General features: G+C 38.1%; 18 protein-coding genes and 3 pseudogenes. 20 read left to right on the top strand and 1 reads right to left on the bottom strand.

From position 1 onward, the window contains the following. Positions 1-137: 137 nt before the first annotated feature. From tdc to ACIFUW_RS01480, 15 genes and pseudogenes are all read left to right on the top strand, one after another. On the top strand, positions 138-1,973 hold the full coding sequence (gene tdc, locus ACIFUW_RS01410) for a tyrosine decarboxylase (RefSeq protein ID WP_002302155.1): 1,836 nt from the start codon (positions 138-140) through the stop codon (positions 1,971-1,973). Between the two features lie 304 nt (positions 1,974-2,277). Continuing rightward, complete coding sequence (locus ACIFUW_RS01415) at positions 2,278-3,756, top strand: amino acid permease (RefSeq protein WP_002307870.1); 1,479 nt, start codon at positions 2,278-2,280, stop codon at positions 3,754-3,756. Beyond that, positions 3,722-5,054 (top strand): annotated as a pseudogene (locus tag ACIFUW_RS01420) (amino acid permease). Before ACIFUW_RS01415 ends, ACIFUW_RS01420 begins: the two are co-directional and overlap by 35 nt. Positions 5,055-5,167: 113 nt before the next feature. Further along, positions 5,168-7,789, top strand: a pseudogene (locus tag ACIFUW_RS01425) (HAD-IC family P-type ATPase). Between the two features lie 144 nt (positions 7,790-7,933). After that, positions 7,934-8,662 carry a TIM44-like domain-containing protein gene (locus tag ACIFUW_RS01430; RefSeq protein WP_002341874.1) on the top strand — a complete coding sequence of 243 codons (729 nt, stop codon included), beginning with the start codon at positions 7,934-7,936 and terminating at the stop codon, positions 8,660-8,662. 488 nt (positions 8,663-9,150) lie between these two features. After that, complete coding sequence (locus tag ACIFUW_RS01435) at positions 9,151-11,244, top strand: BglG family transcription antiterminator (protein ID WP_002300729.1); 2,094 nt, start codon at positions 9,151-9,153, stop codon at positions 11,242-11,244. Between the two features lie 24 nt (positions 11,245-11,268). Continuing rightward, positions 11,269-11,571: a PTS sugar transporter subunit IIB gene (locus tag ACIFUW_RS01440; protein WP_002287534.1), complete on the top strand. Its 303-nt coding sequence runs from the start codon at positions 11,269-11,271 to the stop codon at positions 11,569-11,571. Positions 11,572-11,597: 26 nt separating this feature from the next. Next, positions 11,598-12,887, top strand: a complete 1,290-nt coding sequence (locus tag ACIFUW_RS01445; protein WP_002300730.1) for a PTS sugar transporter subunit IIC — start codon at positions 11,598-11,600, stop codon at positions 12,885-12,887. A gap of 18 nt (positions 12,888-12,905) precedes the next feature. After that, positions 12,906-13,313, top strand: coding sequence for a hypothetical protein (locus tag ACIFUW_RS01450; protein WP_002317515.1), 408 nt, complete (start codon positions 12,906-12,908; stop codon positions 13,311-13,313). A gap of 22 nt (positions 13,314-13,335) precedes the next feature. After that, the gene (locus ACIFUW_RS01455; protein WP_002298926.1) at positions 13,336-14,205 is read left to right on the top strand and encodes a class II fructose-bisphosphate aldolase; all 870 of its coding nucleotides are present in this window, start codon (positions 13,336-13,338) and stop codon (positions 14,203-14,205) included. Between the two features lies 1 nt (position 14,206). After that, positions 14,207-14,827: an AAA family ATPase gene (locus ACIFUW_RS01460; RefSeq protein ID WP_002294697.1), complete on the top strand. Its 621-nt coding sequence runs from the start codon at positions 14,207-14,209 to the stop codon at positions 14,825-14,827. A gap of 449 nt (positions 14,828-15,276) precedes the next feature. Beyond that, positions 15,277-15,882, top strand: a complete 606-nt coding sequence (locus ACIFUW_RS01465; RefSeq protein WP_002294695.1) for an NUDIX hydrolase — start codon at positions 15,277-15,279, stop codon at positions 15,880-15,882. 134 nt (positions 15,883-16,016) lie between these two features. Continuing rightward, positions 16,017-16,469 carry a MarR family winged helix-turn-helix transcriptional regulator gene (locus ACIFUW_RS01470; RefSeq protein WP_002300731.1) on the top strand — a complete coding sequence of 151 codons (453 nt, stop codon included), beginning with the start codon at positions 16,017-16,019 and terminating at the stop codon, positions 16,467-16,469. 36 nt (positions 16,470-16,505) lie between these two features. Beyond that, positions 16,506-17,002 (top strand): annotated as a pseudogene (locus ACIFUW_RS01475) (GNAT family N-acetyltransferase). A gap of 17 nt (positions 17,003-17,019) precedes the next feature. Further along, complete coding sequence (locus ACIFUW_RS01480; RefSeq protein WP_002298929.1) at positions 17,020-17,730, top strand: B3/B4 domain-containing protein; 711 nt, start codon at positions 17,020-17,022, stop codon at positions 17,728-17,730. A gap of 55 nt (positions 17,731-17,785) precedes the next feature. On the opposite strand, the gene ACIFUW_RS01485 is transcribed toward ACIFUW_RS01480, so the two are convergent. Further along, entirely contained in the window at positions 17,786-18,745 is a 960-nt protein-coding gene (locus ACIFUW_RS01485) for an IS30 family transposase (RefSeq protein WP_002301399.1), read from the bottom strand. A 191-nt stretch (positions 18,746-18,936) separates the two neighbouring features. Between ACIFUW_RS01485 and ACIFUW_RS01490 the strand changes: the two genes are divergently transcribed. The 5 genes from ACIFUW_RS01490 (at position 18,937) to ACIFUW_RS01510 (ending at position 24,923) form a co-directional block, all read left to right on the top strand. Then, positions 18,937-19,359, top strand: a complete 423-nt coding sequence (locus tag ACIFUW_RS01490; RefSeq protein ID WP_002349820.1) for a VOC family protein — start codon at positions 18,937-18,939, stop codon at positions 19,357-19,359. A gap of 19 nt (positions 19,360-19,378) precedes the next feature. Then, positions 19,379-19,603: a hypothetical protein gene (locus tag ACIFUW_RS01495; protein ID WP_002294687.1), complete on the top strand. Its 225-nt coding sequence runs from the start codon at positions 19,379-19,381 to the stop codon at positions 19,601-19,603. A gap of 244 nt (positions 19,604-19,847) precedes the next feature. Next, positions 19,848-21,161 (top strand): NCS2 family permease, encoded by a 1,314-nt coding sequence (locus ACIFUW_RS01500; protein ID WP_002301172.1) that lies wholly within the window; start codon positions 19,848-19,850, stop codon positions 21,159-21,161. A gap of 449 nt (positions 21,162-21,610) precedes the next feature. Continuing rightward, the gene (locus tag ACIFUW_RS01505; protein WP_002294685.1) at positions 21,611-23,233 is read left to right on the top strand and encodes a glycoside hydrolase family 13 protein; all 1,623 of its coding nucleotides are present in this window, start codon (positions 21,611-21,613) and stop codon (positions 23,231-23,233) included. 193 nt (positions 23,234-23,426) lie between these two features. After that, entirely contained in the window at positions 23,427-24,923 is a 1,497-nt protein-coding gene (locus tag ACIFUW_RS01510) for a glycoside hydrolase family 1 protein (protein WP_002301175.1), read from the top strand. Positions 24,924-24,966 lie beyond the last annotated feature (43 nt).

A 24,966-nucleotide genomic window follows, 5' to 3' on the forward strand; every position in this document is an offset into this window, starting at 1 on the left:
ATTCGCGTTGTAAAAATCTACGTGGATTTGATGTTATAAAAAAAAATTTCTCATTTTTGGCGCTATAGTGAAGAGGTGTTACAGATAAACACATGTATCTGCGAGACATTGACCAACAAAATATGGAGGGAAGAAAAATGAAAGATATGGATATCAAGGCCGTCTTTATAGGCGACAAAGCTGAAAATGGACCAGTTTATAAAATGTTGTTGAACAAGATGGTAGATGAACATCTTGGATGGAGAGAAAATTATATTCCTTCAGATATGCCTGCAATTAGCGAAGGAGATAAGCTCACTCCAGATTATCTAGCCACCCGCGACCATATGATAGAGGTCTTGGATGAAGTCAGTCAGCGATTACGCGCAGGATCGATCCCATGGCATTCAGCAGGCCGTTACTGGGGACAAATGAATGCTGAAACATTGATGCCTGCTTTATTAGCTTACAACTATGCGATGCTGTGGAACCCAAATAATGTTGCATTGGAATCTTCTATGGCAACTTCGCAAATGGAAGCAGAAGTAGGACAGGATTTTGCTTCATTATTCAATATGACAGACGGATGGGGACACATTGCAGCAGATGGTTCTATTGCTAATCTTGAAGGATTATGGTACGCCCGCTGCATCAAATCGATTCCTTTAGCTGTCAAGGAAGTGCTGCCTGAACAAGTGAAAAAAATGTCTGAGTGGGAACTTTTGAATTTATCTGTTGAAGAAATTTTGGAAATGACCGAAAGCTTTACGGACGAAGAAATGGATGAGGTCAAAGCAGCTTCTTCCCGTAGCGGAAAAAATATCCAAAGATTAGGGAAATGGCTGGTGCCTCAAACAAAACACTATTCTTGGATGAAGGCGTTAGATATTTGCGGAGTAGGCTTAGATCAGATGGTTGCTATCCCAGTTCAAGAGGATTATCGAATGGATATTAATGCTTTGGAAAAAACAATTCGTGAATTAGCTGAACAAAAAATCCCAATTCTAGGTGTGGTTGCTGTCGTAGGAACGACAGAAGAAGGTCAAGTAGACAGTGTAGATAAAATCGTCCAATTAAGAGAAAGGTTAAAAGATGAAGGGATCTATTTCTATTTACATGTTGATGCCGCATATGGCGGCTATGCGCGTTCACTGTTTCTAAACGAAGCAGGAGAATTTGTGCCGTATGCTTCCTTAGCTGAATTCTTTGAAGAACATCATGTTTTCCACCACTGCGTAACGATTGACAAAGAGGTATATGAAGGGTTCAGAGCTATTTCAGAAGCGGATTCTGTCACGATAGATCCTCATAAGATGGGCTATGTCCCTTATGCTGCTGGAGGAATCGTAATCAAACATAAAAATATGAGAAATATCATTTCTTATTTCGCGCCATATGTGTTTGAAAAATCAGTAAAGGCTCCAGATATGTTAGGAGCTTATATTTTGGAAGGATCAAAAGCTGGAGCAACCGCCGCCGCAGTCTGGACAGCACATCGTGTATTGCCATTGAATGTGACCGGATATGGTCAATTGATTGGGGCTTCAATCGAGGCAGCTCAAAGATTCAGAGAATTTCTCGATCATCTGACTTTTACTGTTAAAGGAAAAACAATCGAAGTCTATCCATTGAATCATCCTGATTTTAATATGGTCAATTGGGTATTCAAAGAACAAGGCTGTACAGATTTGAACGCTATCAATGAATTAAATGAAAAAATGTTCGATCGGTCTTCTTATATGGATGGCGATGTTTATGGTGAACGGTTTATTACTTCTCATACTACATTTACACAAGAAGATTACGGTGATTCTCCGATTCGTTTTGTTGAAAGAATGGGTCTAACGAAAGAAGAATGGAAAAAAGAACAGAAAATCACTCTGCTACGTGCGGCTATCATGACTCCTTATTTGAATGATGATCGAATTTTCAATTTTTATACAAAAGAAATCGCCAAAGCAATGGAAAAGAAACTAAACGAAATCATCCAATAGAACTGATTTTTGTGTGAAAGAATAACAAGAGACATATGGAGAACAGACAATTATTTGCTTCATCAAAACAATTGTATTTCCCCCTGTTTTTCATATATTCCTCGCCAAGATATTCTTTTTTATAAAACGTTCTATAAGTTGGATCGTTCGTTTCATGTATCAAACCCAGTTCACTAAGATCGTTCAATGGATGTTTCGGTGATACTGGGTTTTGTACTGAATCGATGAAACCTTGTCATTTCTGTTCTTGAACAAAAATAAAAGAAAACAAAAACATATGTCGCTATTGAAAGAAGGAATAAAGATGAAAGATACTGGTTCATCAAAGCAAATCACGACCATGACCTTTATCGGAATGACCTGCGCCCTTGTAGCAAGTGTACGAAATATTCCAGATGTAGCAGCAACGAGCTGGACGATGATTTTTTACATGCTGGTTGCAGTATTATTGTACGCTTTTCCAATCTCATTGATCTCTGGTGAATTTGCCGGAATGTTTCCCCAAAAAGGTGGTCCAGAACTTTGGGTATCGAATGCTCTAGGAAAAAAATGGGGGTTCGTTGTCTCATGGCTGTTATGGGTCCAAATGTTTCCTGGGATGGTGATGGTCGCTTCAGCACTTGCTCCGTTGTTTGGTAATATTATCGATAATGTGCCGCTTGGTTTGAACAGCAAATTTACATTAGTTGTCATTTTAGTCGTTTATTGGATCATCACTTTTTTGAATTTGAAATTTGATATGGCAAAAATCGGCGGAAAAGTCGGTGTTTGGTTAGGATTGTACGTGCCTTTGACGATGATGCTCTTATTAGGGTTTGCTGCGTGGATCAAAGTTGGGATCGTACCAACCGGAACATTAGGCAGTTTTTCATGGGACAAATTAATACCAGATACTACGACTGCATCCTCATTTGTTTATTTTGCGCCGATCATGTTTATTTTTACTGGTATCGAAATGTCCTCTGTGTATATCACTCGGTTGAAAAATCCAGTTAAAACGTATATTCGCGGAGTATTTGCCGCGTTAATTTTTATATTTTTCGTCAATATTTTGAATGCTTTAGTTGTAGCAAATGTCGTACCAAAAGGACAAATGGAATTGAATAATATCGCGCAATCTATTTCGATTTATTGCCAAATTCTTGGTTTGCCACATCTTATTGTGAATCTGTTTAGTTTACTTGTCTTCATTGGTGTAGCAGTCCAATTATCTGCTTGGGCCTCAGGACCAGCAAAGACAGTGACAGAAAGTGCTAGAAAAGGTGCGTATCCACCAAAATTCAATTTTTGGAAGACGAATCAATTTGACGTATCCAAATCCGTTATTTTGACTCAGTCTGTCATTATCTCAATCTTTGCACTTTTTTATTTGCTGATTCCTGGCGTCAATCAAGCATTTTTGATGCTCGTAAATTCAACTACTGTTATCTACTGTATCGTCTATGTCATCATGGGGATCGCAGTTTTGAGATTGCGTTATACACATGCAAAGTTGAATCGACCATTTAGAATTGGAAAAAAAGAGAAAAAGAGCAATCTTGGAGTTTGGACTGTCGTTATTGTTTTATTTGCGGCAATCGGATTTTCTGTCGGACTGACGATGAAAGCTGGGACATGGATCAATCTAATTGCAGTCACAGCCATCAGTGTCATTTTGTTTGTAGTACCACTCTGTATTGAAAAAATAAAGAAACCTTCTTGGGAACAGGAAGTCGCCATGCTGCTTGAAAAAGAAAAAGGTGAACTTGATGGAAAAACCGGCAATGAAACGGACTCTAACTAATCGAAATATCCAGTTAATCGCATTAGGTGGCGCAATTGGAACAGGATTATTTTTAGGTTCAGCAAAGGCAATTGCATCAGCAGGGCCAGCTGTTATTCTCGTTTATTTGATATGCGGTTTGGCTATTTATGGTTTGATGCGGGTCATGGGTGATTTATTTTTAGCAAATAGTACATTTAACTCTATCAGTGATTTCGTTGACTATTATTTAGGCAAAAAGTGGGCATTTTTTGTCAATTGGACTTATTGGCTTTGCTGGCTTGGAGCTGGACTTGCGGAATTAACAGCAATAGGATTGTATATCCATTTCTGGTTTGTACATGTACCAGCTTTGATAAGCGGAGGTAGCGCACTAATGATCTTAATGGCAGTCAACCTTGTTGCAGTCAAGTGGTTTGGTGAATTGGAATCTTTTTTCTCAATCATCAAGATCTTGGGGATTTTCCTTTTTATCTTATTGGGTATAGGATTGAGTGTCTCAGATTTTCATACCCAGTCTATTGGAATCAAAGCAAATTTTGGACAGCTCAATGAATTAGTCCCGTTTGGCTTTGCTGGAATGATTGCTTCATTTCCTATGGTTTTATTCAGTTTTGCTGGAATTGAAATGATCGGATTAACAGTTGGTGAGACGAGTGACCCACAAAAGAATTTGAAAAATGCAATCAACTGTCTGCCTTGGCGTATCCTCTTTTTCTATATAGGAACGATTTTGTCGATTTTATTTGTTGTTCCATGGCATTGTTTAGATTTAAAAGAAAGTCCTTTAGTGACTATGCTGCAAGTGATCCATTGCCAAAGCGGAGCAGCAATTGTCAATCTAATGATTTTGGTTGCTTCTTTGTCCTCAGCAAATAGTGCAGTCTACAGTACTAGCAGGATTTTATATCAAACAGCAAAAGAGAAAAGTTTGCCCCATTGGTTTTGTGCGCTTTCTAAGAAAGGCGTACCTTTACACGGTATTTTAATTACAGGGATGTTATTTTTTGTCGGTCTTTGTCTACATTTTTTTTGTAGCTGATAGTCGATTGTTTTTTCAGCTTTTGGCAGGCATGACAACGAGTTGTTTTCTATTTGTGTGGTCTTCGATCTTGTGTGCACATGTTCAATTTATTAAAGAAAAGAAACGGAACACTACACAAAGATATAAAGATCTTGCTTTGTTGGTGTTTTTTACTTCAATTGCTTTCAGCTTGTTATTCGAAAGCACGACACGCTTTATTCCTTTTTTATTGGTTATCTGGTTTGTATTCTTAAATTTTGTATATAAAAGAATAAGCAATAGAAATATCAGTTAGGCCCAGATACATTCTGCAAAACGAATTATTTCAGACCCCCCTGAAATAATCGATACGCCTGAAAAAACTTCCCTGCGTATAATAACAGTATCAATTAAACAGGAGGGGATAGGATGAACTGGTACAGATTGACGGTAGAAGATGTATTGAAAAACTATCAAACATCAACAGAAGGCTTGTCGCAAGAAGAACGGCAGAAACGCCTGACTGATCAAGGATATAATGAGATAGAAGCAAGACAGCAGACAAAACGATGGAAAAAAATAGCAAAACACTTTACTGATCTGCTGATGATCGTGTTGATCATTGCCTCTTTTTTGAAATTTGCTTCGAGCGAATACATCGAAGGAAGTATTATTTTATTCGTAGTGATCGTCAACGGACTCGTTAGTTATTGGCAAGAAAGAAAAGCAGAAGAATCGTTGAATGGTTTGAAGCAGCTGATGGGACAAGAAGCGATAGTACTATCGAACGGGATGCAAGAAAAAATCCCTGCGAAAGAACTAGTAAAAGGAGATGTCATTGTCTTACGTGCCGGAGACGTCGTTCCAGCAGATGTTCGGTTGATCGAAGTACATGATCTACTAGTAGAAGAATCGATTTTGACGGGAGAATCAGAAGCATCTGAAAAAAATCATTCCGTTTTGGCAGCAGAAGAATCAATCGGTGACCAAAAAAATATGGCTTTTTCAGGAACGCTTGTACAATCTGGTTCTGCAGTCGGTGTCGTTGTAGAAACAGGAAACACGACAGAAATCGGTAAAATCAATCAAGCACTGCAATCGGTCGAACAACAAACGACGCCTCTGATCAAGAAGATCAACCGATTGAACAAACAAATTTTTCAAGGCATTCTTTGTTTGATCTTGTTCTTAGTTGTTTTTACAACATTCCGCTATGGCATGGATTGGCATATCCTTCTTTCAGCTATGATCGCTTTGGTGGTGTCAATGGTACCCGAAGGATTGCCAGCTGTGTTGACCATGATCCTATCTGTCGGAGTACATGAAATGGCAAAAGAAAAGGCGATCATCAAAGGACTGCCTTCTGTAGAAACATTAGGTTCTATGACAGTGATCTGTTCAGATAAGACAGGGACATTGACAAAAAATGAAATGACAGTTGTGGATGTAGCAGCAAAGGAAGAAACTCGCGTACTGTTTATTATGAAAAATTGTCAGGAATTAAAGACGAAAGAAGAACAGAAAACAGAAAATTTAAGTGGCAATCCGACAGAACTTGCACTGATTCGCCACACCGAAACAGCCGATCTGCCTTTGAAAAAAATAGAAGCAAAAATTCCGTTCAGCTCTGAATACAAATATATGGCAACGATGCATGCGGAGGAAAAAGGAGGGGTGATTTACGTCAAAGGTGCGCCAGAAGTATTATTGGCTAAATCAACTCTTTCTTCTTCAGAATAAGAAGCATGGGGTCAAACAGCCACAGCGTTTGCGAAAAAAGGTCAGCGTGTTTTAGGATTTGCTTACAAAAAAGTAGATTCGAAACAGGAACTCACGCATGAGTCTTTAACCCAATTAACTTTTGCAGGGATTGCTGGGTTGATTGATCCGCCAAAAGAAAGTGCAGTCAAAGCTGTAAAGGAATGCCAACAAGCAGGAATCTCAGTGAAAATGATTACGGGGGATCACAAAGATACAGCAAAAGCGATCGCGGAACAAATTGGCTTAAAACATACTGCTAAAGTTTTAGAAGGGATCGATTTGGATCTTATGTCTGAAGAAGAGTTGATTCGACAAGTACCAAAAGTCGACGTCTTTGCTCGAACGACACCAGAACACAAACTGCGAATCGTGAAAGCTTTGCAGAAAAATGGAGAAATCGTCGGAATGACCGGAGACGGCGTAAATGATGCACCTGCTTTGAAAAGAGCCGATATAGGAATCGCTATGGGAATCAAAGGTAGTGAAGTAAGCAAACAGGCAGCTGATATGGTTTTAGGAGATGATAATTTCCATACGATCGCAAAAGCCGTAAAAGAAGGTCGGCGCATTTTGGATAAGTCTGCTAAGACGCTAACTCCTTTTTTTGAAGAAATGGCTCAAATAGCATGGCATTATGCTATTGATCAGGAGTTAAGAGAAAGAATTGCTGAGATTGGGCGAAAAGCGGAAAAGGCAATGCTGATTGCTACAAATGGCATCAATACCCATAAAGGAGCGATTTGGGCAATGGGGCTATTGATCAGTGTCATTGCACAAAAAATCAGTATGGAACAGCCTTTTTCTTTATCGAAAATACTTGATGATGTCAGCAAGCTTGCTGCTTTTCCTGATACAAAATATCGTCATAAAAAAACCACTCATGGTCATAGGGTGAAGCAAAAATATGGCGTAAATGGTGCATATGAAGAAGCGATATTAGGGTATCCGCATATCAGGCTTGCAATCCAAGCAGCTAAGGAGCTAGATAATGATTCATATGTACAGAAACAAATGCATATGTTGTTAGTTTTGATGAGTTCGCTAGATGACACATGCGTATTGCATCGCAGTGATCAGAAAACGTTAGTGGAAATGCAAAAACTTGCTCATGCTGCTAGTCAAAGTGCTTTACCAAATCGTCCATTTACAGCACTGTTGCACTTTTGTCAGGAAAACCAAATCTCTCCTGGAGGAAGCGCAGATCTCTTGTCTGCAAGCTTGTTCATGCTGAAGATAGAGGAATTATGGACTGCCGACACATACATCTGTCCGATGTTACTCAATGACTAAATAAGACAAAATTGCTAAAAAAACAGTTTATGCATCTGGTTATTGACTCTTCCTTTTAGCAAGGCTATGATAAAATAGTTTTTTGTAATAAAAGATAACGAGGAAGACAATGAAAAAATCAATTATTTAGCAATCATTTTGTTAGTGGGCCTATGTTTGTTTGCTCTGCCGACCCAAGGATTCGCTGTCGCGGGTGGTCATGGTGGAGGTACATCTAGCGGTCGAAGTTCGGGCAGAGGTTCATTTGGCGGTCGTTCATATGGGGGCAGTTATTTTGGCAGTCGTTCTTACGGCAGAGATTCTTATGGGTATTATGGTCCAAGTACAGGTCCTTCTAGTTATGAGCAAACGGGGTTTCTTGCATTAGCTGTTTTGTCAGTAGGAGGGGTTTCTGCTTTTTCTATCGTCAAGAATAAAAGACAAAAGAAAAGGCTGAAATCGGAGATATTGTCCCGCATGTCAGGAACGGCTAAAGAAAAGAAAGCACAGTTTTTGGAAATCCAAAAGATATTCATGAAGATCCAATCCGCTTGGGAAGAAGAAACTCCTGAAAAAGCCAGAAGCTGTTATACAGACAAGCTGTTTGCCGAACATCAGAAAGTTCTGCAAAAAAACAAAGCAGACGGTGTAAGAAATCATACTAAAAAAATAACTATTCAGGAAGTAGGAAATTATCGACAGATCCACGAAAATAGTTTTGCCATCCGAATTGATTTCAGATGCTGTGATTATTCAGTCGATCGAAAAGATGGGCGATTGATCTCAGGAAGTAAGACACAACGACAGTATTTTTCTCAGATATGGTATTTTGATTTTTCTGAGAAAGAAAAAAGATGGCAAGCCGATTTTATTCAACCGATTATGCTGGATTGACAGGAAATATTTATGAACGGAGTTGTGACAAAAGCCTTGTCGCAGCTCCTTTTTCTGAATAAACGGTGTTCCAGAGATAGCCTATCGGCAATAAGGCACGATTTTGTAAAATATGGGAAGCGATTTTTCAAAATCGCTTCTTATCGCTCAAGGCTGAACATCTCTGTCACAGCTTCTCCACTAAATGGTGTTTAAAAGCTTGCATCTGCGATAATAAGAACAACCAAACAAAAAATAGGAAGCACTATTTTAGTTTAGTTGTTCTTATTACTTGATGCAGGACAGCTTTTTCACAACCTCTTTTTTGTATAGATGGGCAAAATTTTTGTAATAATAGGCGTATGTCTTTTTCGTTGAGGAGATGAAAAAGCATATGGCTTATTTTTTGTTTGCTTTGCTTACTTTCTTTCCACTTCAAGTGGCAGAAATATCTACTTTTTATTATGTAAGCGGAACCATATACTTGAAATCAGAAGGAGATCATTTCTATGAAAACAAGAACAATTGAAATACTTCACAGAATCATGACAGCCCAATATCCAGTAAAAGCAAAACATCTAGCAAGTGAGTTCAATGTCAGTCAGCGGACGATTCGTCAGGAAGTTCTTGAAGCGAATATCTGGTTGAGCAGTAAAAAGCTTCCGGAGATCCGTACAATTCGCAACAAAGGTTTTTTGTTGAAGCTGGAAAAGGAAAAGCAAGCTCGATTAGAAACTGAAATAAAAGATGTGAAAGACGGCTTTTTGAATCGGCGCGAACGTATTTTTGATCTAGTTTTAGCCGTTGCTTACAGCCGAATCCCGATCCATCTAAACAAAAAAGAAGAAGAATTTCAAATCTCTAAAAGTACATTAGATGAAGATATGAGACGGTTACGAGCAACACTGGTCAGTTATGGGATAGAGATCGTCAGTTATGGAAAGCAAGGACTGGTTTATAAAGGTTCAGAACGATCTATCCGTACGATGATCTATGATTTTATCAATCAGAATCTGGGAATGACCGACTTCTTTATGAATCAAGATGCACAATTAACACCGGCTCAAAAAATCTTTCTCCATTATTTTCCTTTGGAGGAAATCAAAAAAATACAGGAGATCTATTCCAATAAGTTGTTGAAACAAGAAGATGATATTTATAAAAAACAAATCCTGCTTTTTACATTGATCTGGATCCAGCGAATCAGGAAACATGAATTTATCTCTGCCATTAATTGGAAAAATACAGAAATAAAAGACAGTAGCTTTTCTGCATTTATTGACCACATGATCGAGGAATTTCAATTGGACAATGTCCCGCAAGTAGAAAGAAATTATCTTCGTTTCACTATTGAGACGTTCAATGCTAGAGATATCTCCAATTCAATCGAGTGGGTACAAGCTCAATTACTAACGATCCAATTGATCCAATTTGTAGAGAACGAGACACACGTACCTTTCCATCTAAAGGAAGAAGCCTTATTCGAAAATCTCTATAAGCACATGGCTGCACTGATTGTAAGAATCAAGAATCATATCCAAGTCATGAATCCATTGAAAGAAAACATCCGAACAAATTATTTCCCAATCTACCGCGCAGTCACTCATTTTGTTCCTACGATCGAAGAAGTAATTGGTGGCAAGATACTGGAGGACGAGATAGCTTTTCTTGTCATCCACTTTTCGACGATCGCCAGTGTAATCAAGCGAGACTTGAATTATGTTTATAAATCAGTCGTTGTCTGTAACCATGGGATGGCTACTGGAAATCTGTTAGCAGAGAATCTGAAAGAAAAGTTTCCTCAGATCGAGATTACTGCAGTTTTAAGTTCAAAAGAAATCGAATTAGTAGATAAATTGGATGTCAATCTGGTTTTCAGCACCTTTCAATTGAATTATCGAAATAAGCCGCTTTTAGTTGTCGATCCGATTTTAACTGAGACGAATATCTTGGTTATAGAAGACTTTTTGAAAAGAAATGAAGAACTACAGCGGTTAGAGCCTAACAGTCATGAATCGACGGAGTTATTCACTCAAATAATAGATGTCATGAAAGAAAGTGGTGGCCGAGTAGATCGAATCATCTATGGCAAGTTAGAAAAATTATTCGAAACAAACAATTTAGAAATCAACAAAAGGGAGATCCAGCCTATGTTAAAAGATATTTTGACGGACAGCAATATCATGATCAAAGAAAAAGCCACTACTTGGGAGGAATCGATTGAACTAGCTGCTAGACCATTGGTTAAAGAAAACATTGTCGAAGAGCGCTATGTCGAAGCGATGATTCGTGCAGTGAATGATTACGGACCGTATATCGTGATTGGCAAACACATGGCACTAGCCCATGCCCGACCAGAAGATGGGGTCAATAAATTAGGAGTCAGCGTAGCTACGATTGAGCAACCAATCGATTTCGGTAATCCTGAAATGGATCCAGTAAAGATTATTTTTTGTTTGGCAGCAGTAGACTCCTACTCCCATCTGAACATCATGAAAGAACTAATTGAATTGATCAACAACGAAGAGAAGTTGGATCGATTGATTGAATGCACAAATATCGAAGATTTCAAACAACTGCTTTTTTCAGTAGTTGAGAAATAATAAATGATACGGGGGAGAACAAAGATGAACAAATTGAACATTTTATTCGTATGCGGCGCAGGTTTAGGAAGTAGTTTTGCAGCACAGATGTCTGCTGAGGATGTTTTGAACAAATTAGGAGTAGAAGCCAAACTGGACCATTGTGATATTTCTTCCGCAGTTTCCATGAAACCAGATGTGATCATCACAGCAGAAAATTTTCGTTCGCAGTTCGAAAAGTTCGCAGTTGATCCTAAAACGGCGATGATCTATTTGAAAAATATTGTTTCAAAAAATGAAATTGAAGAAAAAATCACCCCAGTTCTGCAAGATAAGGGAGTTATCTAAATACAAAAAGAAAAGAGGGTAAAAACATGAGCGTTATCAATTTTATCATCGAAAATATTTTGACTCAGGCATCGATCACCATTGCATTGATTGCTATGTTGGGTCTACTACTGCAGAAGAAATCAGCAGGACAAGTCATCTCTGGCACGTTAAAAACACTCCTAGGATTTCAAGTATTGAGTGCCGGTTCGAGCATCATCGTTGGAAGTTTAACTTATTTCGGGAAAATCTTTACTGAAGGATTTCATATGCAAGGGATCATCCCTTCTATTGAATCTATCAATGATCAAGCAATGAATGATTTGGGTTTAGGTAGAGATATTGCACTGACGTTCTTAGCCATTTTTGTATTCAATATTATTTTGGCTCGTTTCACAAAATGGAAGTACATTTTTTTAACTGGTCAAGCAATTTTATGGATGGCAACGATGACGACAGTCTTTGGCTATTTTGCCGGTCTGCGAGGGATCGTATTGATCTTGGTCGGTGGTTTTATCGGAGCTTGTTTCGCCATTGCTATGCCGGCAGTAGCGCAACCGATCATTCGTAAAATCACTGGATCAAATGATATTGCTTTAGGTCATTTTTGTACGATCGGGTACTTATTTGAAGCCGGTGTTGCTAAGCTTTTTGGTGAGAAAGGCGAAAATAAAAAGTCGATCGAAGATATCAAGTTGCCGACACATTTCGAATTTCTGCAAGATACTTATTTGTCTGTCATGGTCGTGATGGTCCCGCTATATATCATCACTGTTTTATTTGCAGGCGAACCATTCGCTTCTGAATTATCAGGAGATCAAAACTATATCATGTTTGCCTTTTTACAAGCCATCCAATTCGTAGTGGGTGTGTATATATTGCTAGCTGGTGTACGTCTACTGTTAGGTGAAATCGTGCCGGCATTTCGAGGGATAGCTATGAAATTAGTTCCTGATGCGATCCCTGCCTTAGATTGTCCAGTTTTCTTTCCTTATAGCCCAAATGCCGTCATTTTAGGTTTCATTACGACAACGATTGGTACGATTATTGCCATGTTTACTTTGCCCATGTTCGGCTTAGCGATGATTTTACCTGGTATGCTAACCAATTTCTTTGCCGGAGGGACAGCAGGGATATTTGGCAACGCAGTTGGCGGACGCCGAGGAGCGATCATTGGCGGTATTGCTCATGGTTTCTTTATTACATTATTGCCCGCTTTGCTAGTAACGATCTTTAATTCGATGGGATTCATCAATGCTACAGCAACCGATGTAGATACAGTAGCCGCAGCACTCTTATATGCCTGGATCTTAAGCCCAGTTTTGAAAGCGTTTTAATTGAAAGTAGGGAAAATGATGTTTGGATTTTTTAAGAAAAAAGAAAAAGAACCGAAAAAAGTTCTGGCAAAAGAAGAAAAAGCCCTATCGCCAGAAGCGACCGAAAAGATTCAATCAGAGATTACACAATTGAAACAAGAGATTTCCACTACCCAAGATAGGCATAAATTAGCGGAACTTTATGAACAAGTTGGACTTAAATTTTCTGAATTGCATGAGAACGATCAAGCCATCCAATATTTAGAAAAGAGCTTGGAAAATAAACAGACGATCGGAGATGGGTATAAAAAACTGATGAGCCTCTATAACCAGAAGCGTGCAGATGCTGCTCGTGCTGGTGATGATCAAGGGATCGATTACTACATGGGCAAAATGGATGAGATGCGACAAATTGCAAAACAAGTAACGATCAAAGGAAACAAATAAAAAGATAAGGTGGCAATAAAAGATGTATACAACATTGAAAGAAGTAACAAAAACAGCAGAAGAGTTGAATTTTACAGTTGGAGCTTTTAATACGCATAACCTAGAAATGCTTCCTGCCATGCTAGGCGCAGCAAAAGAAATGGGTTCGCCAATCATTATTCAAACAAGTGTCGATACCGCTAAATATATCGGCATGCATGTGTTAGTCAATGTAATGACAGCTATTGCAGAAGAAGAAATGGTTGATGCAGTCTTACACTTAGACCACGCCCGAGACTTTGATGATATCAAAGAAGCAATCGATAGCGGATATACTTCTGTCATGTATGACGGGTCCCATCTACCTTTCAAAGAAAATATCTTGAAGACAAAAGCAGTAGTAGAATATGCCCATGCGCACGGTGTTTCCGTAGAAGGAGAACTTGGAACAATCGGCGGTACAGAAGAAGGAATCCATGTCGCTGAAAATGACAAGGTATATACAAGACCGGAAGACGCAGTGAAATTTGTAGAAGCTACAGGCGTGGATGCATTAGCTATTGCTATCGGTACGAATCATGGACAATTCAAATCAAAAACAGAAGTAAACATTCCCTTGCTGAAAGAAATCGATGCAGTAGTTGATGTCCCCCTAGTTATCCATGGAGGAACAGGTGTGAAAGAAGAAGATTATCCTGAATTGATCAATAACGGGATCCGCAAATTCAATGTTGGAACGGAGCTTTTAGTCAACTGGACGAAAGTAGCTAAAGAAACCTTTAGTGAAACAGAAATCAACAAGTCTCTTCGCCATAATGTGATTCCAGCAAATAAAGCAGTAAAAGAAATTGTCAAGCATAAGATTGGACTGTTTATGAACTTGGAAAGTCCAATTAACTTAGGAAATAAATGAGATGAAAAAGTATTTCATTCTTCTGGCTGGTAGTCCTGGTACAGGAAAAACATATCTTATGAATAAACTACGGGAACGATTTCCAGATATGTATGCCATCACGCTCGATGAAATCAAGGAATACTATGCAGAATCCATCGGGTTTAACAATTTGGAAGAACGGGCGGAACAAGAAAGGACGAAAGTTTATCCTTTCTATTACAAAGCACTTGATTTGTATATGGAAGCAGGAAAGAAAGTGATTGTGTCCGAGTATCCTTTTAGTGATAAGCAAAAAGCACGACTCCAAGAATTAGCAGATAGATACGGATATCAGGTGATCACGATTCGCCTAACAGCAGACTTTGAAGTGTTATGGCAACGTCGGTACAAACGTGATCGTGAATCAGATCGTCATTTGAGCTATATCATGGATCATTATCACTATGGTGACGTATTGGAAGATCGAACGAAAGGGACCAATCATATTACGAAAGAAGCATTCAAAAAGATCATCGCCGACCGAAAATATGACAAATTCCAGTTAGGAACACTATATGAATTTGATGTAACAGACTATACTCAAGTGGATTACACTCCACTATTGGATAAATTAGAAAAAGAAATCAATGACAATAAGTAACAAAGAAATGGCTTAATATCGAAAAATTGGCTTTTGAACACCGTTTACCGAGAGGTCGTGAGCCTGTCGTTCAGCTCCGAGTCACAAGGAGCAATTTCAAAGAAACAGCTTCTCATGTTTGATGAATATTGTGACTTGTGACCGAGGAGTTGGTAGGAGAACACCGTTTAGTGGGGAGGTTGTGAAAAAGCTGTCCTGCCTCAATTAATAAGAACAGCCAGACAAGAATAGCTCGTCATATTTTTCGTTTGATGGGGCTTATTACCGCAGATGCAAGCTTTTGAACGCCATTTATTCACAGCCCCAGAGAAGTCGAATGTCTTTTGTTCTCGAGTTTTTTAACATTCTTTTATTTATTGCAGATTTCATTATATTTATTTGCCGTAATTAAACCAGTCTTCTATACTTGATTACATAGTCATACATTTGCTAAAAAAGAAGGGAAGAGAATGAACAAGAAGTTGGCTCAATACAAAAGACTACTCGCACTTTCTCAAGCTGGTCTATATTATGGAAAAGATGTATTTGATAAAGAGCGTTTTGAGGAGATCCGGACGATTTCATTGGAACTGATCAGTGAAATAGGAAAAGAAACTTTCGAAGAAATAAAAGCGCTCACAACGATTGGAGAAGGACATCCAACACCAAAAGTAGATGTTCGTGCCTATATCAAAAAAGATGGCAAGGTCCTACTAATCGAAGATAAACGGACGAAAGAATGGTCACTTCCTGGTGGATTTGCTGAAATAGGATTGTCTCCTGAAGAAAATGTGCGTAAAGAAGTCTATGAAGAAACAGGATTAACAGTAGAAACTACTCAGTTGCGAGCAGTTTTTGATACGAATAAACAAAAAGATATTCCACAGCTTTTTCAGTATTATAAACTTGTTTTTGCTTGTGCGATCCACGGTGAAGAGGCCAAGTTTATTGAGAATAATGAAACTTCCAACATGGGATTTTTTAGTATAGAAGAGTTGCCAAAGCTATCAGAAAAGCGAACAACGAAGAAACAGTTACTTATTTTAGAAAACAAAAACCAGATCTATTGTGATTGAGCTTTTTCGTAAAAGAAGAAAAGAATATACTTTACTAGTTATTAAAAAAGAACTTGATTTTTTTATTAAAAATAGTTGCATTTGCAACAAAAAGAGGTAAACTAGTCTTACAAACAAAATAAAGGTGGGATGAAATGGCTGAAATCCTTCGAGACATCGGAATGATTGCCCGAGCGCTAGACTCTATTAGCAATATCGAATTCAAAGAAGTCGATTTAACAAGAGGACAGTATCTTTATTTAGTACGTATTTGCGAAAATCCTGGAATCATCCAAGAAAAACTAGCAGAAATGATCAAAGTAGATCGTACAACGACTGCCCGAGCAATCAAGAAATTAGAATCCAATGGGATGATCGAACGTTTGGAAGATAAAGAAAATAAAAAAATCAAGAAACTCTATCCGACTAAAAAAGGAGCAGAAATCTATCCTTTCATCATTCGAGAAAACAACTACTCCAATGCAGTCGCATTAAATGGTCTTTCTGACGAAGAAGCAAAACAATTGGAATATCTTTTAAATAAAGTATGCAAGAATGTTAGCGAAGATTGGAGTTTTGTCAAAAAAGGCAATAAAAGGATCTATTGAAAGGAAGAAGCCGTGAATAAATACGAAATTCGAAAAATGACGCCTTCAGATGTAGACTTACTACAACAAATTAGTATCGAAACATTTACAGATACATTTGGAAAAGATAATTACCGGAGCATTTAGCTGATTACTTGACACAAGCTTATGCACTAGAAAAACTTACAGAAGAGCTAAAAGATAAAGAAACAGATTTTTTCCTAGTGAGTATCGATCAAGAGCCTGCGGGTTACCTGAAACTAAATACAGGAACGAGTCAATCTGAGGAAATGGCTGATCATTTTTTAGAAATCGAGCGAATCTATGTACGAAAAAAATTTAAACATCAAGGTATCGGTACATTTTTACTAGATACAGCTATTGAAAAAGCAAAAGAAAAGCAAAAAACAGCCATTTGGCTCGGTGTTTGGGAACACAACGATGTTGCGCTCGCTTTTTATCGTAAAAAAGGATTTATCAAATACAGCGAACATGTTTTTTATATGGGAGATGATCCCCAAACAGACTATCTATTCATCAAGCAATTATTCTAATCAAGAGGTGTGAACAGATGAAAAAAGTAATAGTGGATACCAATTTCTGGGAAGTATTTCCTGAAGCAACCATCGAAATCTTATCCGTAAATGGTATCGATAACCACGTAACAAAAGAAAGTGAAGAAACGTATCATCAATTATTGAATGAGGCAGCAAAAGAAGCAAGAAATTACCTTACAGAAGAAACATTCAGCCAAAACGAAGTCATTGCTCAGTGGCGTCAGGCATTTACCACATTCAAGACTAAAAAAGGTGCACGTTCTTCTATTGAAGCTTTACTGAAACGTGCAAATCAAGAACGGGAATTTTTCCCAATCAATCCGCTTGTAGATATCTATAATAGTATTTCCTTGTCTTTTGGCGTACCTTGCGGCGGAGAAGATATCGAAAAGATCGCAGGAAATCTGCATTTAGGAAAAGCCCAAGGTGACGAATCATTCCTGCCTTTAGGTGCAGATTCCGATGCTCCGGCACTTCCGGAAGAAATCATCTACTATGATGAACAAGGAGCGATCTGTCGCTGTCTCAACTGGCGTGAAGCCCAAAGAACGATGCTGACGGAAGAAACACAAGCAGCGGTGCTGGTCATTGAATCCATCAATGCTGAACAAGCGGCACGTGGCGCACAGGCAATCGAAGCGTTGAAGGAAAAAATCGATCAAACATTTGGCGTAACTAGTGTTAGACACACACTAACCAAAGATGAATCAGAAGCAGAATTATAAAAGAATCGAAATAAGAAGAGCGGCATTCATTGCCGTTTTTTTTTTGTCTTAATTGTCAAATTAAGTTAGACAGATCATCAATACTTACGTAACTCAAAAATACTTCCAAAGGTGTTCGATAATCCAGTGATTTTCTAGGAATATTATTTCGTTTAGATGCGACAGATTGAATAAAAAATTCATCTACTGAATTGAAATCCATAGATTTCAATAAACCATCTCTACGTAACAATCCGTTAGAATTCTCGTTTAGGCCTCTTTGAGACGGCGTTCCTGGATCAGCGAAATAAATGGCAATATCATTGACATTACTGATCTGTTTCCAATTTGAAAATTCCTTTCCACAATCAAAAGTGATGGATTTGAATAGGTTTTTCGGTACAGATTCAAACCATTGATTTAATTTTTTTTCAATATCAATCGCTTGTCTACCACACGGTTTCAATGTGATGATAACTTTTGATAATCGTTCAACTAAGGTAATTACAGCACTTTTATGTTTCAGACCTACGATAGTGTCACCTTCAAGGTGACCAAACTCATTTGAGAATTGGCTATAATCCTTTTCACGTTCATGAATAGAGCGGCGGAAAGTTTGTTTTCCACGTCTTTCTTGATGTCCATTCGGTTTACGCTTGCCTTTCATCGGTAAGTCAGAAGAATCAAATAGCCCCTTTTTGAACATACGATAAATGGTACGAGCAGAACAACTAATAGGAAACGCTGCACGACCAACAATCACATCGGGTGTCCATCCTTGAACAACCTTTCTTTGAATATATTCTGATTGTTCCTCGGGTAAAACAAGCGGACGTCTACCACAGTTTGATTTGTTTTTCTTATACTGTTGATAATATTCTAAGGCTGATTTTCCTTGCTTGAAGAACAGATATACTTTATGGATCGTTTGTCTTGAACGATTCAAGCAATGGGCAGTTTTAGCAACAGATTGATTCATTTTGAAATAAGACTCTATTATTACAAGTTCATCCGTTGTAAGATGGGTATAGGTCATTTGTACTCACTCCTTATAATTCTTTGGTCGGAACTATTTTGAGTGTAGCACAAATGACTTTTTTAGTTGTCTAGCTTAATTTTACAATCGGCGTTGTAAAAAAAGTTTGTGGAGGAAAGCAATCCTAGAAACTATTGCTTTATTTTTCTTGAATAGTATCAAACACAAGGTGTTTGCGCTTTCGTGATATAATGGAATCAGTTTATAGACAGGAAAGAAAATCAAATAGAAAGAAGGGTCAAACGATGATACAAAAAACACGTGTGATGCTTTATGTCAATGACGTAGAGATGATTTGCCGATTCTTTGTAGAAAAAATTGGTGCAGAAATTTCTGAAACAATCGAATTGCCAGAAGAATTTAAGAGTATTGTACTCAGCATCTCAAAAGAATTAGAATTAGGCGTATTCCCAAAAGTATTTGTGCAGAAGTTTTCACCAGAGGTATTAGGACCACCGCCTTCTTTAGTATTTTTTACGGATGAATTTGAAACTATCTACGAGAACATGGAAGAACCAGGAGAAATCACAGACAACAATGGCGTCTTGACTTTCAATTTTTCGGACCCTGAAGGCAATTATTTTGTTATAGGAAAAGCTGAGTCGTCTGATTGAATAAAAAGGAGGAGAAACAGTGGATCTAATGGGAAGATTAGAAGGTTATTTGAAGTATCGGCGAGCAAAACATAGTGAGAAGCTTCGAGCAAAGAATCTCAAATCAGGAAAAAAGAAGACAAAAGGCTGGGGAAAAATGGTCGATACAGGTTTTGGCGGACTAAATAATCTGAATCCTGTCGATACAAAAGAATTCATCAAAGAAGAACAGAAACGAAATGGTAAAATCAAATCACACTATTGATTTTTGAGACTAGAATGAAGAAACTTTATTAACACAATAAAGAAATTCTTGTAATCCAAAGTGAATGTTCATGAACTTTGAGATAAAGGGATTTAATCAGATGGAACGTTCGGATTTTGCTTAAAATCCGAATTTTTTGTTTACTTATGTTTTGTTTTAGTATATGATAAAACACGTTGTTTTATTAATAAATCGAAATTTTAACGGACTTTATTTATAATGTTCGGATTTAGGGGGATGGAAGATGAAGGAAAAAATACTTTCCTACTTCGAAATAGAAAAATTGAACACCACGGTAAAACGTGAGGTACTGGCAGGATTTACAACATTTATCTCAATGGCTTATATCTTATTTGTAAATCCAACTGTATTAGGTGCTTCTGGAATGGATGAAGGAGCAGTGTTTACTGCGACTGCATTAGCCAGTGCGATCGGCTGTATTTTAATGGGGGTATTAGCCCGTTATCCAATTGGAACGGCACCTGCTCTTGGGATCAATGCTTTTTTTGCTTATTCTGTTTGTTTAGGAATGGGGATTCCATGGGAAACAGCATTAGCCGGCGTATTCGTTGCTTCTTTGATTTTTATTTTGATCACAATCTTCAAGCTGCGGGAAATGATCATTGATGCGATCCCAGCAGATTTGAAATATGCGATTTCTGGCGGTATCGGTCTATTTATTGCTTTCCTTGGTCTGAGCGAAGGTGGGATCATCGTTTCGAATGAATCTACATTAGTAGGATTAGGATCACTCAACGTTGGTTCTACTTGGTTGACGATTTTTGGATTAGTCGTAACTGCTATCTTGCTTGTTCGGCGTGTACCAGGTGGCATCTTCATCGGGATGGCAGCTACAACGATTTTAGGTCTGGTCACAGGTTTGATTCCAATGCCTTCTGAAATTGTTGCCGCAGCACCAAGTTTGAAACCAACATTTTTAGTTGCATTAAAACATGTAGGGGACATCAATTCTCTTCAAATGTGGGTCGTAGTGCTGACATTCTTGCTTGTGACTTTCTTTGATACAGCAGGAACTTTAGTTGGATTAGCAAACCAAGCAGGTTTCATGAAAGACAACAAGATGCCTCGTGTAGGGAAAGCTTTAGCTTCTGATTCAACAGCTATGCTTGCGGGTTCCTTATTAGGTACTTCTCCTGTTGGTGCATTTGTAGAATCATCAGCTGGTATCGCCGTTGGAGGACGTTCAGGTATCACAGCTATTACTACAGGGATTTTCTTCTTGTTAGGCTTGTTCTTTTCTCCATTACTATCAGTTGTTACTTCACAAGTAACTGCACCAGCATTGATTATGGTAGGAGTATTGATGGCACAATCTTTGCGACAAATCGAATGGGGAAACTTAGAGATTGCGATCCCTTCATTCTTGATCTTGATCGGCATGCCTTTGACTTATAGTATTTCAGATGGGATTGCATTAGGTTTTATCTTCTATCCAATTACCATGTTAGCAGCTAAAAGAGGAAAAGAAGTATCTCCCATCATGTATGGTCTGTTCTTTGTATTCATGGGATTCATGTGGATATTGAATGTGAAATAAAGAGGTTGTGAAATCAGTGTTCTGGCCTGAGTATTAGAGAAAAAAACGAAAAAATAGTTCCTCATATTTTGCCGTTTTTTGAGCTAATACCAAGGGACAGCTGAGTGAACACCGTTTATAAAGAGGTTGTGAAATCAGTGTTCTGGCCTGAGTATTAGAGAAAAAAACGAAAAAAATAGTTTCTTATATTTTGCCGTTTTTTGAGCTAATACCGAGGGACAGCTGAGTGAACACCGTTTATAAAGAAGTTGTGAAATCAGCATTCTTCCCTGAATAAATCAATCCTTTCAAAAAACAGTTGAGGGAATTTCCTCAGCTGTTTTTTTGTTTTATTCTGTTACCGATAACAAGGTGCAATAGCTATTTGAAAGCGTTACAATTTTTAGTGAGAGAGACTAAAATAAATGATTAAGCAAAAAATAGAAACATCCATTTATAGGAGGAAAATCATGGAACAAAAATGGTGGCACCATTCAGTTGTTTATCAAATCTATCCAAGAAGTTTTCAAGATTCAAATCAAGATGGTATTGGAGATTTGCGGGGGATTATTTCCAGGTTGGATTATCTGGCGTATTTAGGTATTGATGCAATTTGGCTTTCTCCAGTATACGAGTCTCCGAATGATGACAATGGGTATGATATCAGTAATTATCAAGCAATCATGGCAGAATTCGGTACGATGGAAGAAATGGAAGAACTGATTGAAGAAGCAAAGAAAAGAAATATCCGTATCATCATGGATCTGGTGGTGAATCATACTTCTGATGAACATCCGTGGTTCATTGAGGCCCGTAAAAATAAAGAAAATCCTTATCGGGACTATTATATTTGGCGTGATCCGGTCAATGGAAAAGAGCCTAATAGATTGCGCTCAATATTCAGTGGTTCTGCTTGGCAGTTGGATGAAAAAACGGGGCAATATTTTCTGCACTTGTATAGCAAGCGTCAACCTGATTTGAATTGGAAAAATAAACAGGTTCGCCAAGAGATTTATCAAATGATGAATTTCTGGATCGATAAAGGTATTGGTGGCTTTCGTATGGACGTGATCGATATGATTGGCAAAGAACCGGATAAAGAAATCACAAGTAATGGACCTAAACTGCATGAGTATCTTCAGGAAATGAATCAAGCAACTTTTGGTGACAAAAATCTGATGACTGTTGGCGAAACATGGGGAGCAACTACCGAAATCGCTAAACTTTATTCCAATCCTAAAAGAAATGAATTATCCATGGTCTTCCAATTCGAACACATAGGATTAGATCAGCAAGAAGGCAAAGACAAATGGGATTTGAAACCCTTGAGTATCTCTGAACTGAAAAAAGTATTATCCAAATGGCAAACATCTTTAGGTGATGAAGGATGGAATAGTTTATTTTGGAATAATCACGATCTTCCGCGAATTGTTTCTCGTTGGGGAAATGACGATGTGTATCGAAAAGAAAGTGCCAAGATGTTTGCTATCTTGCTCCATATGATGAAAGGCACCCCTTATATCTATCAAGGAGAAGAGTTAGGCATGACGAATTGCCCAATCGATGATATCGCGGAAGCAAAAGATATTGAGACAATCAATATGTATAACGAAAGGATTTCTTCTGGATTTACAAAAGAGGAAATCTTGGAATCAATCAATGCGAAAGGAAGAGACAATGCTAGGACGCCTATGCAATGGAACGCCCGTGAACATGCTGGGTTTACTACTGGAATTCCATGGCTTCGAGTCAATCCAAATTATAAAGAAATCAATGCAGAAGAAGCGTTAGCAGATCAAGATTCTGTTTTTTATATGTACAAGAAATTGATCGATTTGCGTAGAAAACATGACATCATCGTCTGGGGAGACTATGAATTAGTGGAAAAGACGCCTGAGCATGTCTTTGCCTATTCTCGCATATATGAAGACCAGCAATGGCTCGTTATTTGTAATATGTCCAGTGAAAAGCAGACGTTCACTGTTCCACGTGAAGCTTTAAGGGTTATTGTGTCAAATTATCCTCTGAAACAGTTACCAGACGGCAAAGTTGATTTACGACCTTATGAAGCATTTGTGTTGGAAGTAAAATAAATCGTTTGCTTAGATGGTTAACGAGTGTTTTCTTTCGGGGATCGTCTTATGTATTTGTTATATATAAATATTAAAAATGAAGAGTAGCATTCAATTTTTTTCTTCTCTTCTGCCGAAATAGTTAGAATATCTTGTTTTGATGAATCGAGCTATACTTCAAGTAAGAAATTGTTGATAGCGAGGAGAGATAGTTATGGATCAGGAAATATTTCCAGAAAATTTTTTATGGGGCGGAGCAGTAGCTGCTAATCAATGTGAAGGTGCATGGTTGGAAGACGGCAAATTACCTAATGTGACAGATACGCTTATCGGGATCATGAACCAGCATCCTAGTATTCAGTGGAATGAAGAAAAAAAGATTTGGGAGATTGCTTTAGACGAATCACTCCATTATCTTTCTCATGAAGCGATTGATTTTTATCATCGATTTGAAGAGGATATTCGTTTACTGAAGGAGTTAGGTTTAAAAGCTTTTCGAACAAGCATCTCATGGGCACGAATATTTCCAAGAGGAGACGAACAGAAGCCAAATGAGGCTGGTCTCGTATTTTATGACAGACTAATCAATACATTAAATCGATATGATATCGAGCCAGTAATTACTCTTAGTCATTATGAAACCCCCTTAGCATTGGTAGGAGAGTATGGGGGGTGGCAAAATCGAAAATTAATCGACTTTTTTGAATTTTATGCGCAGACCGTCTTTGAACGCTACCAAGGGAAAGTGAAATATTGGATGACCTTTAATGAGATCAATAATGCTTTTCGTATGCCTTATGCAGCTGCTGGATTGGTTACATTCCCTGCTAGAGATAAACTTGAACCCATTGCTACACTAACAAAAAAAGAGATTTATCAAGCCTGTCATCATATGTTTCTAGCGAACGCCCGTGCTACTCAATTATTAAAGAAAATCGATCCAAATGCTAAGATGGGTATTATGTGTAGCTTTTCTGCATTAGCGACTTATGCATATGACTGTGATCCAGAGAATGTATTTGGTTCACTGCAATTTAAACGCAATTCATGGTTTTTCTCCGATGTCATGTGCCGAGGGCATTATCCAGCTTATATTTACAGGATATGGAAGGAAGAAGACTGTGCACCAGTAATGTTAGATGGAGACGAACAGTACTTGCAAGCTAACACGGTAGATTATATTGCATTTAGTTATTATCGTAGCGCTGTCTATAAAAAAGAAGCAGAAATGCGCGTAGATACTGGCGGAGCAAATGGTTTCGATAATCCCTTTTTGAAGGAAAAATCTCCCGAACCTTGGAGTTGGCCAATTGATCCTCTAGGGTTTCGTTATGTCATGAATGAATTGACAGACCGTTATGAATTACCATTATTCATAGTTGAAAATGGCATTGGACTAGATGAAGCACCAGATGAATTGAATCGAATCCACGATCCAAAACGTTGTGAGTATCTAAAAATACATCTTCAGGAAATTGCTGAGGCAATAAAAGATGGTTGCCAAATCATTGGTTACTTATGGTGGGGACCAATCGATATCGTATCGGCAGGAACAGGGGAAATGAGGAAGCGATATGGCTTTATTTATGTGGATAGACAAAATGATGGGAGCGGAAGCTTTAGGAGATTGAAAAAAGATAGTTTTGAATATTATAAACAAATTATCCAGTCTAATGGTAAAAACCTTGAATATAGATCTTTCTTCAAATGATTTTTAAACCTCTGCAAGTGACTATTGTCATTTGAGAGGTTTT

The sequence above is a fragment of the Enterococcus sp. PLH-Efm8 genome (assembly GCF_053011625.1).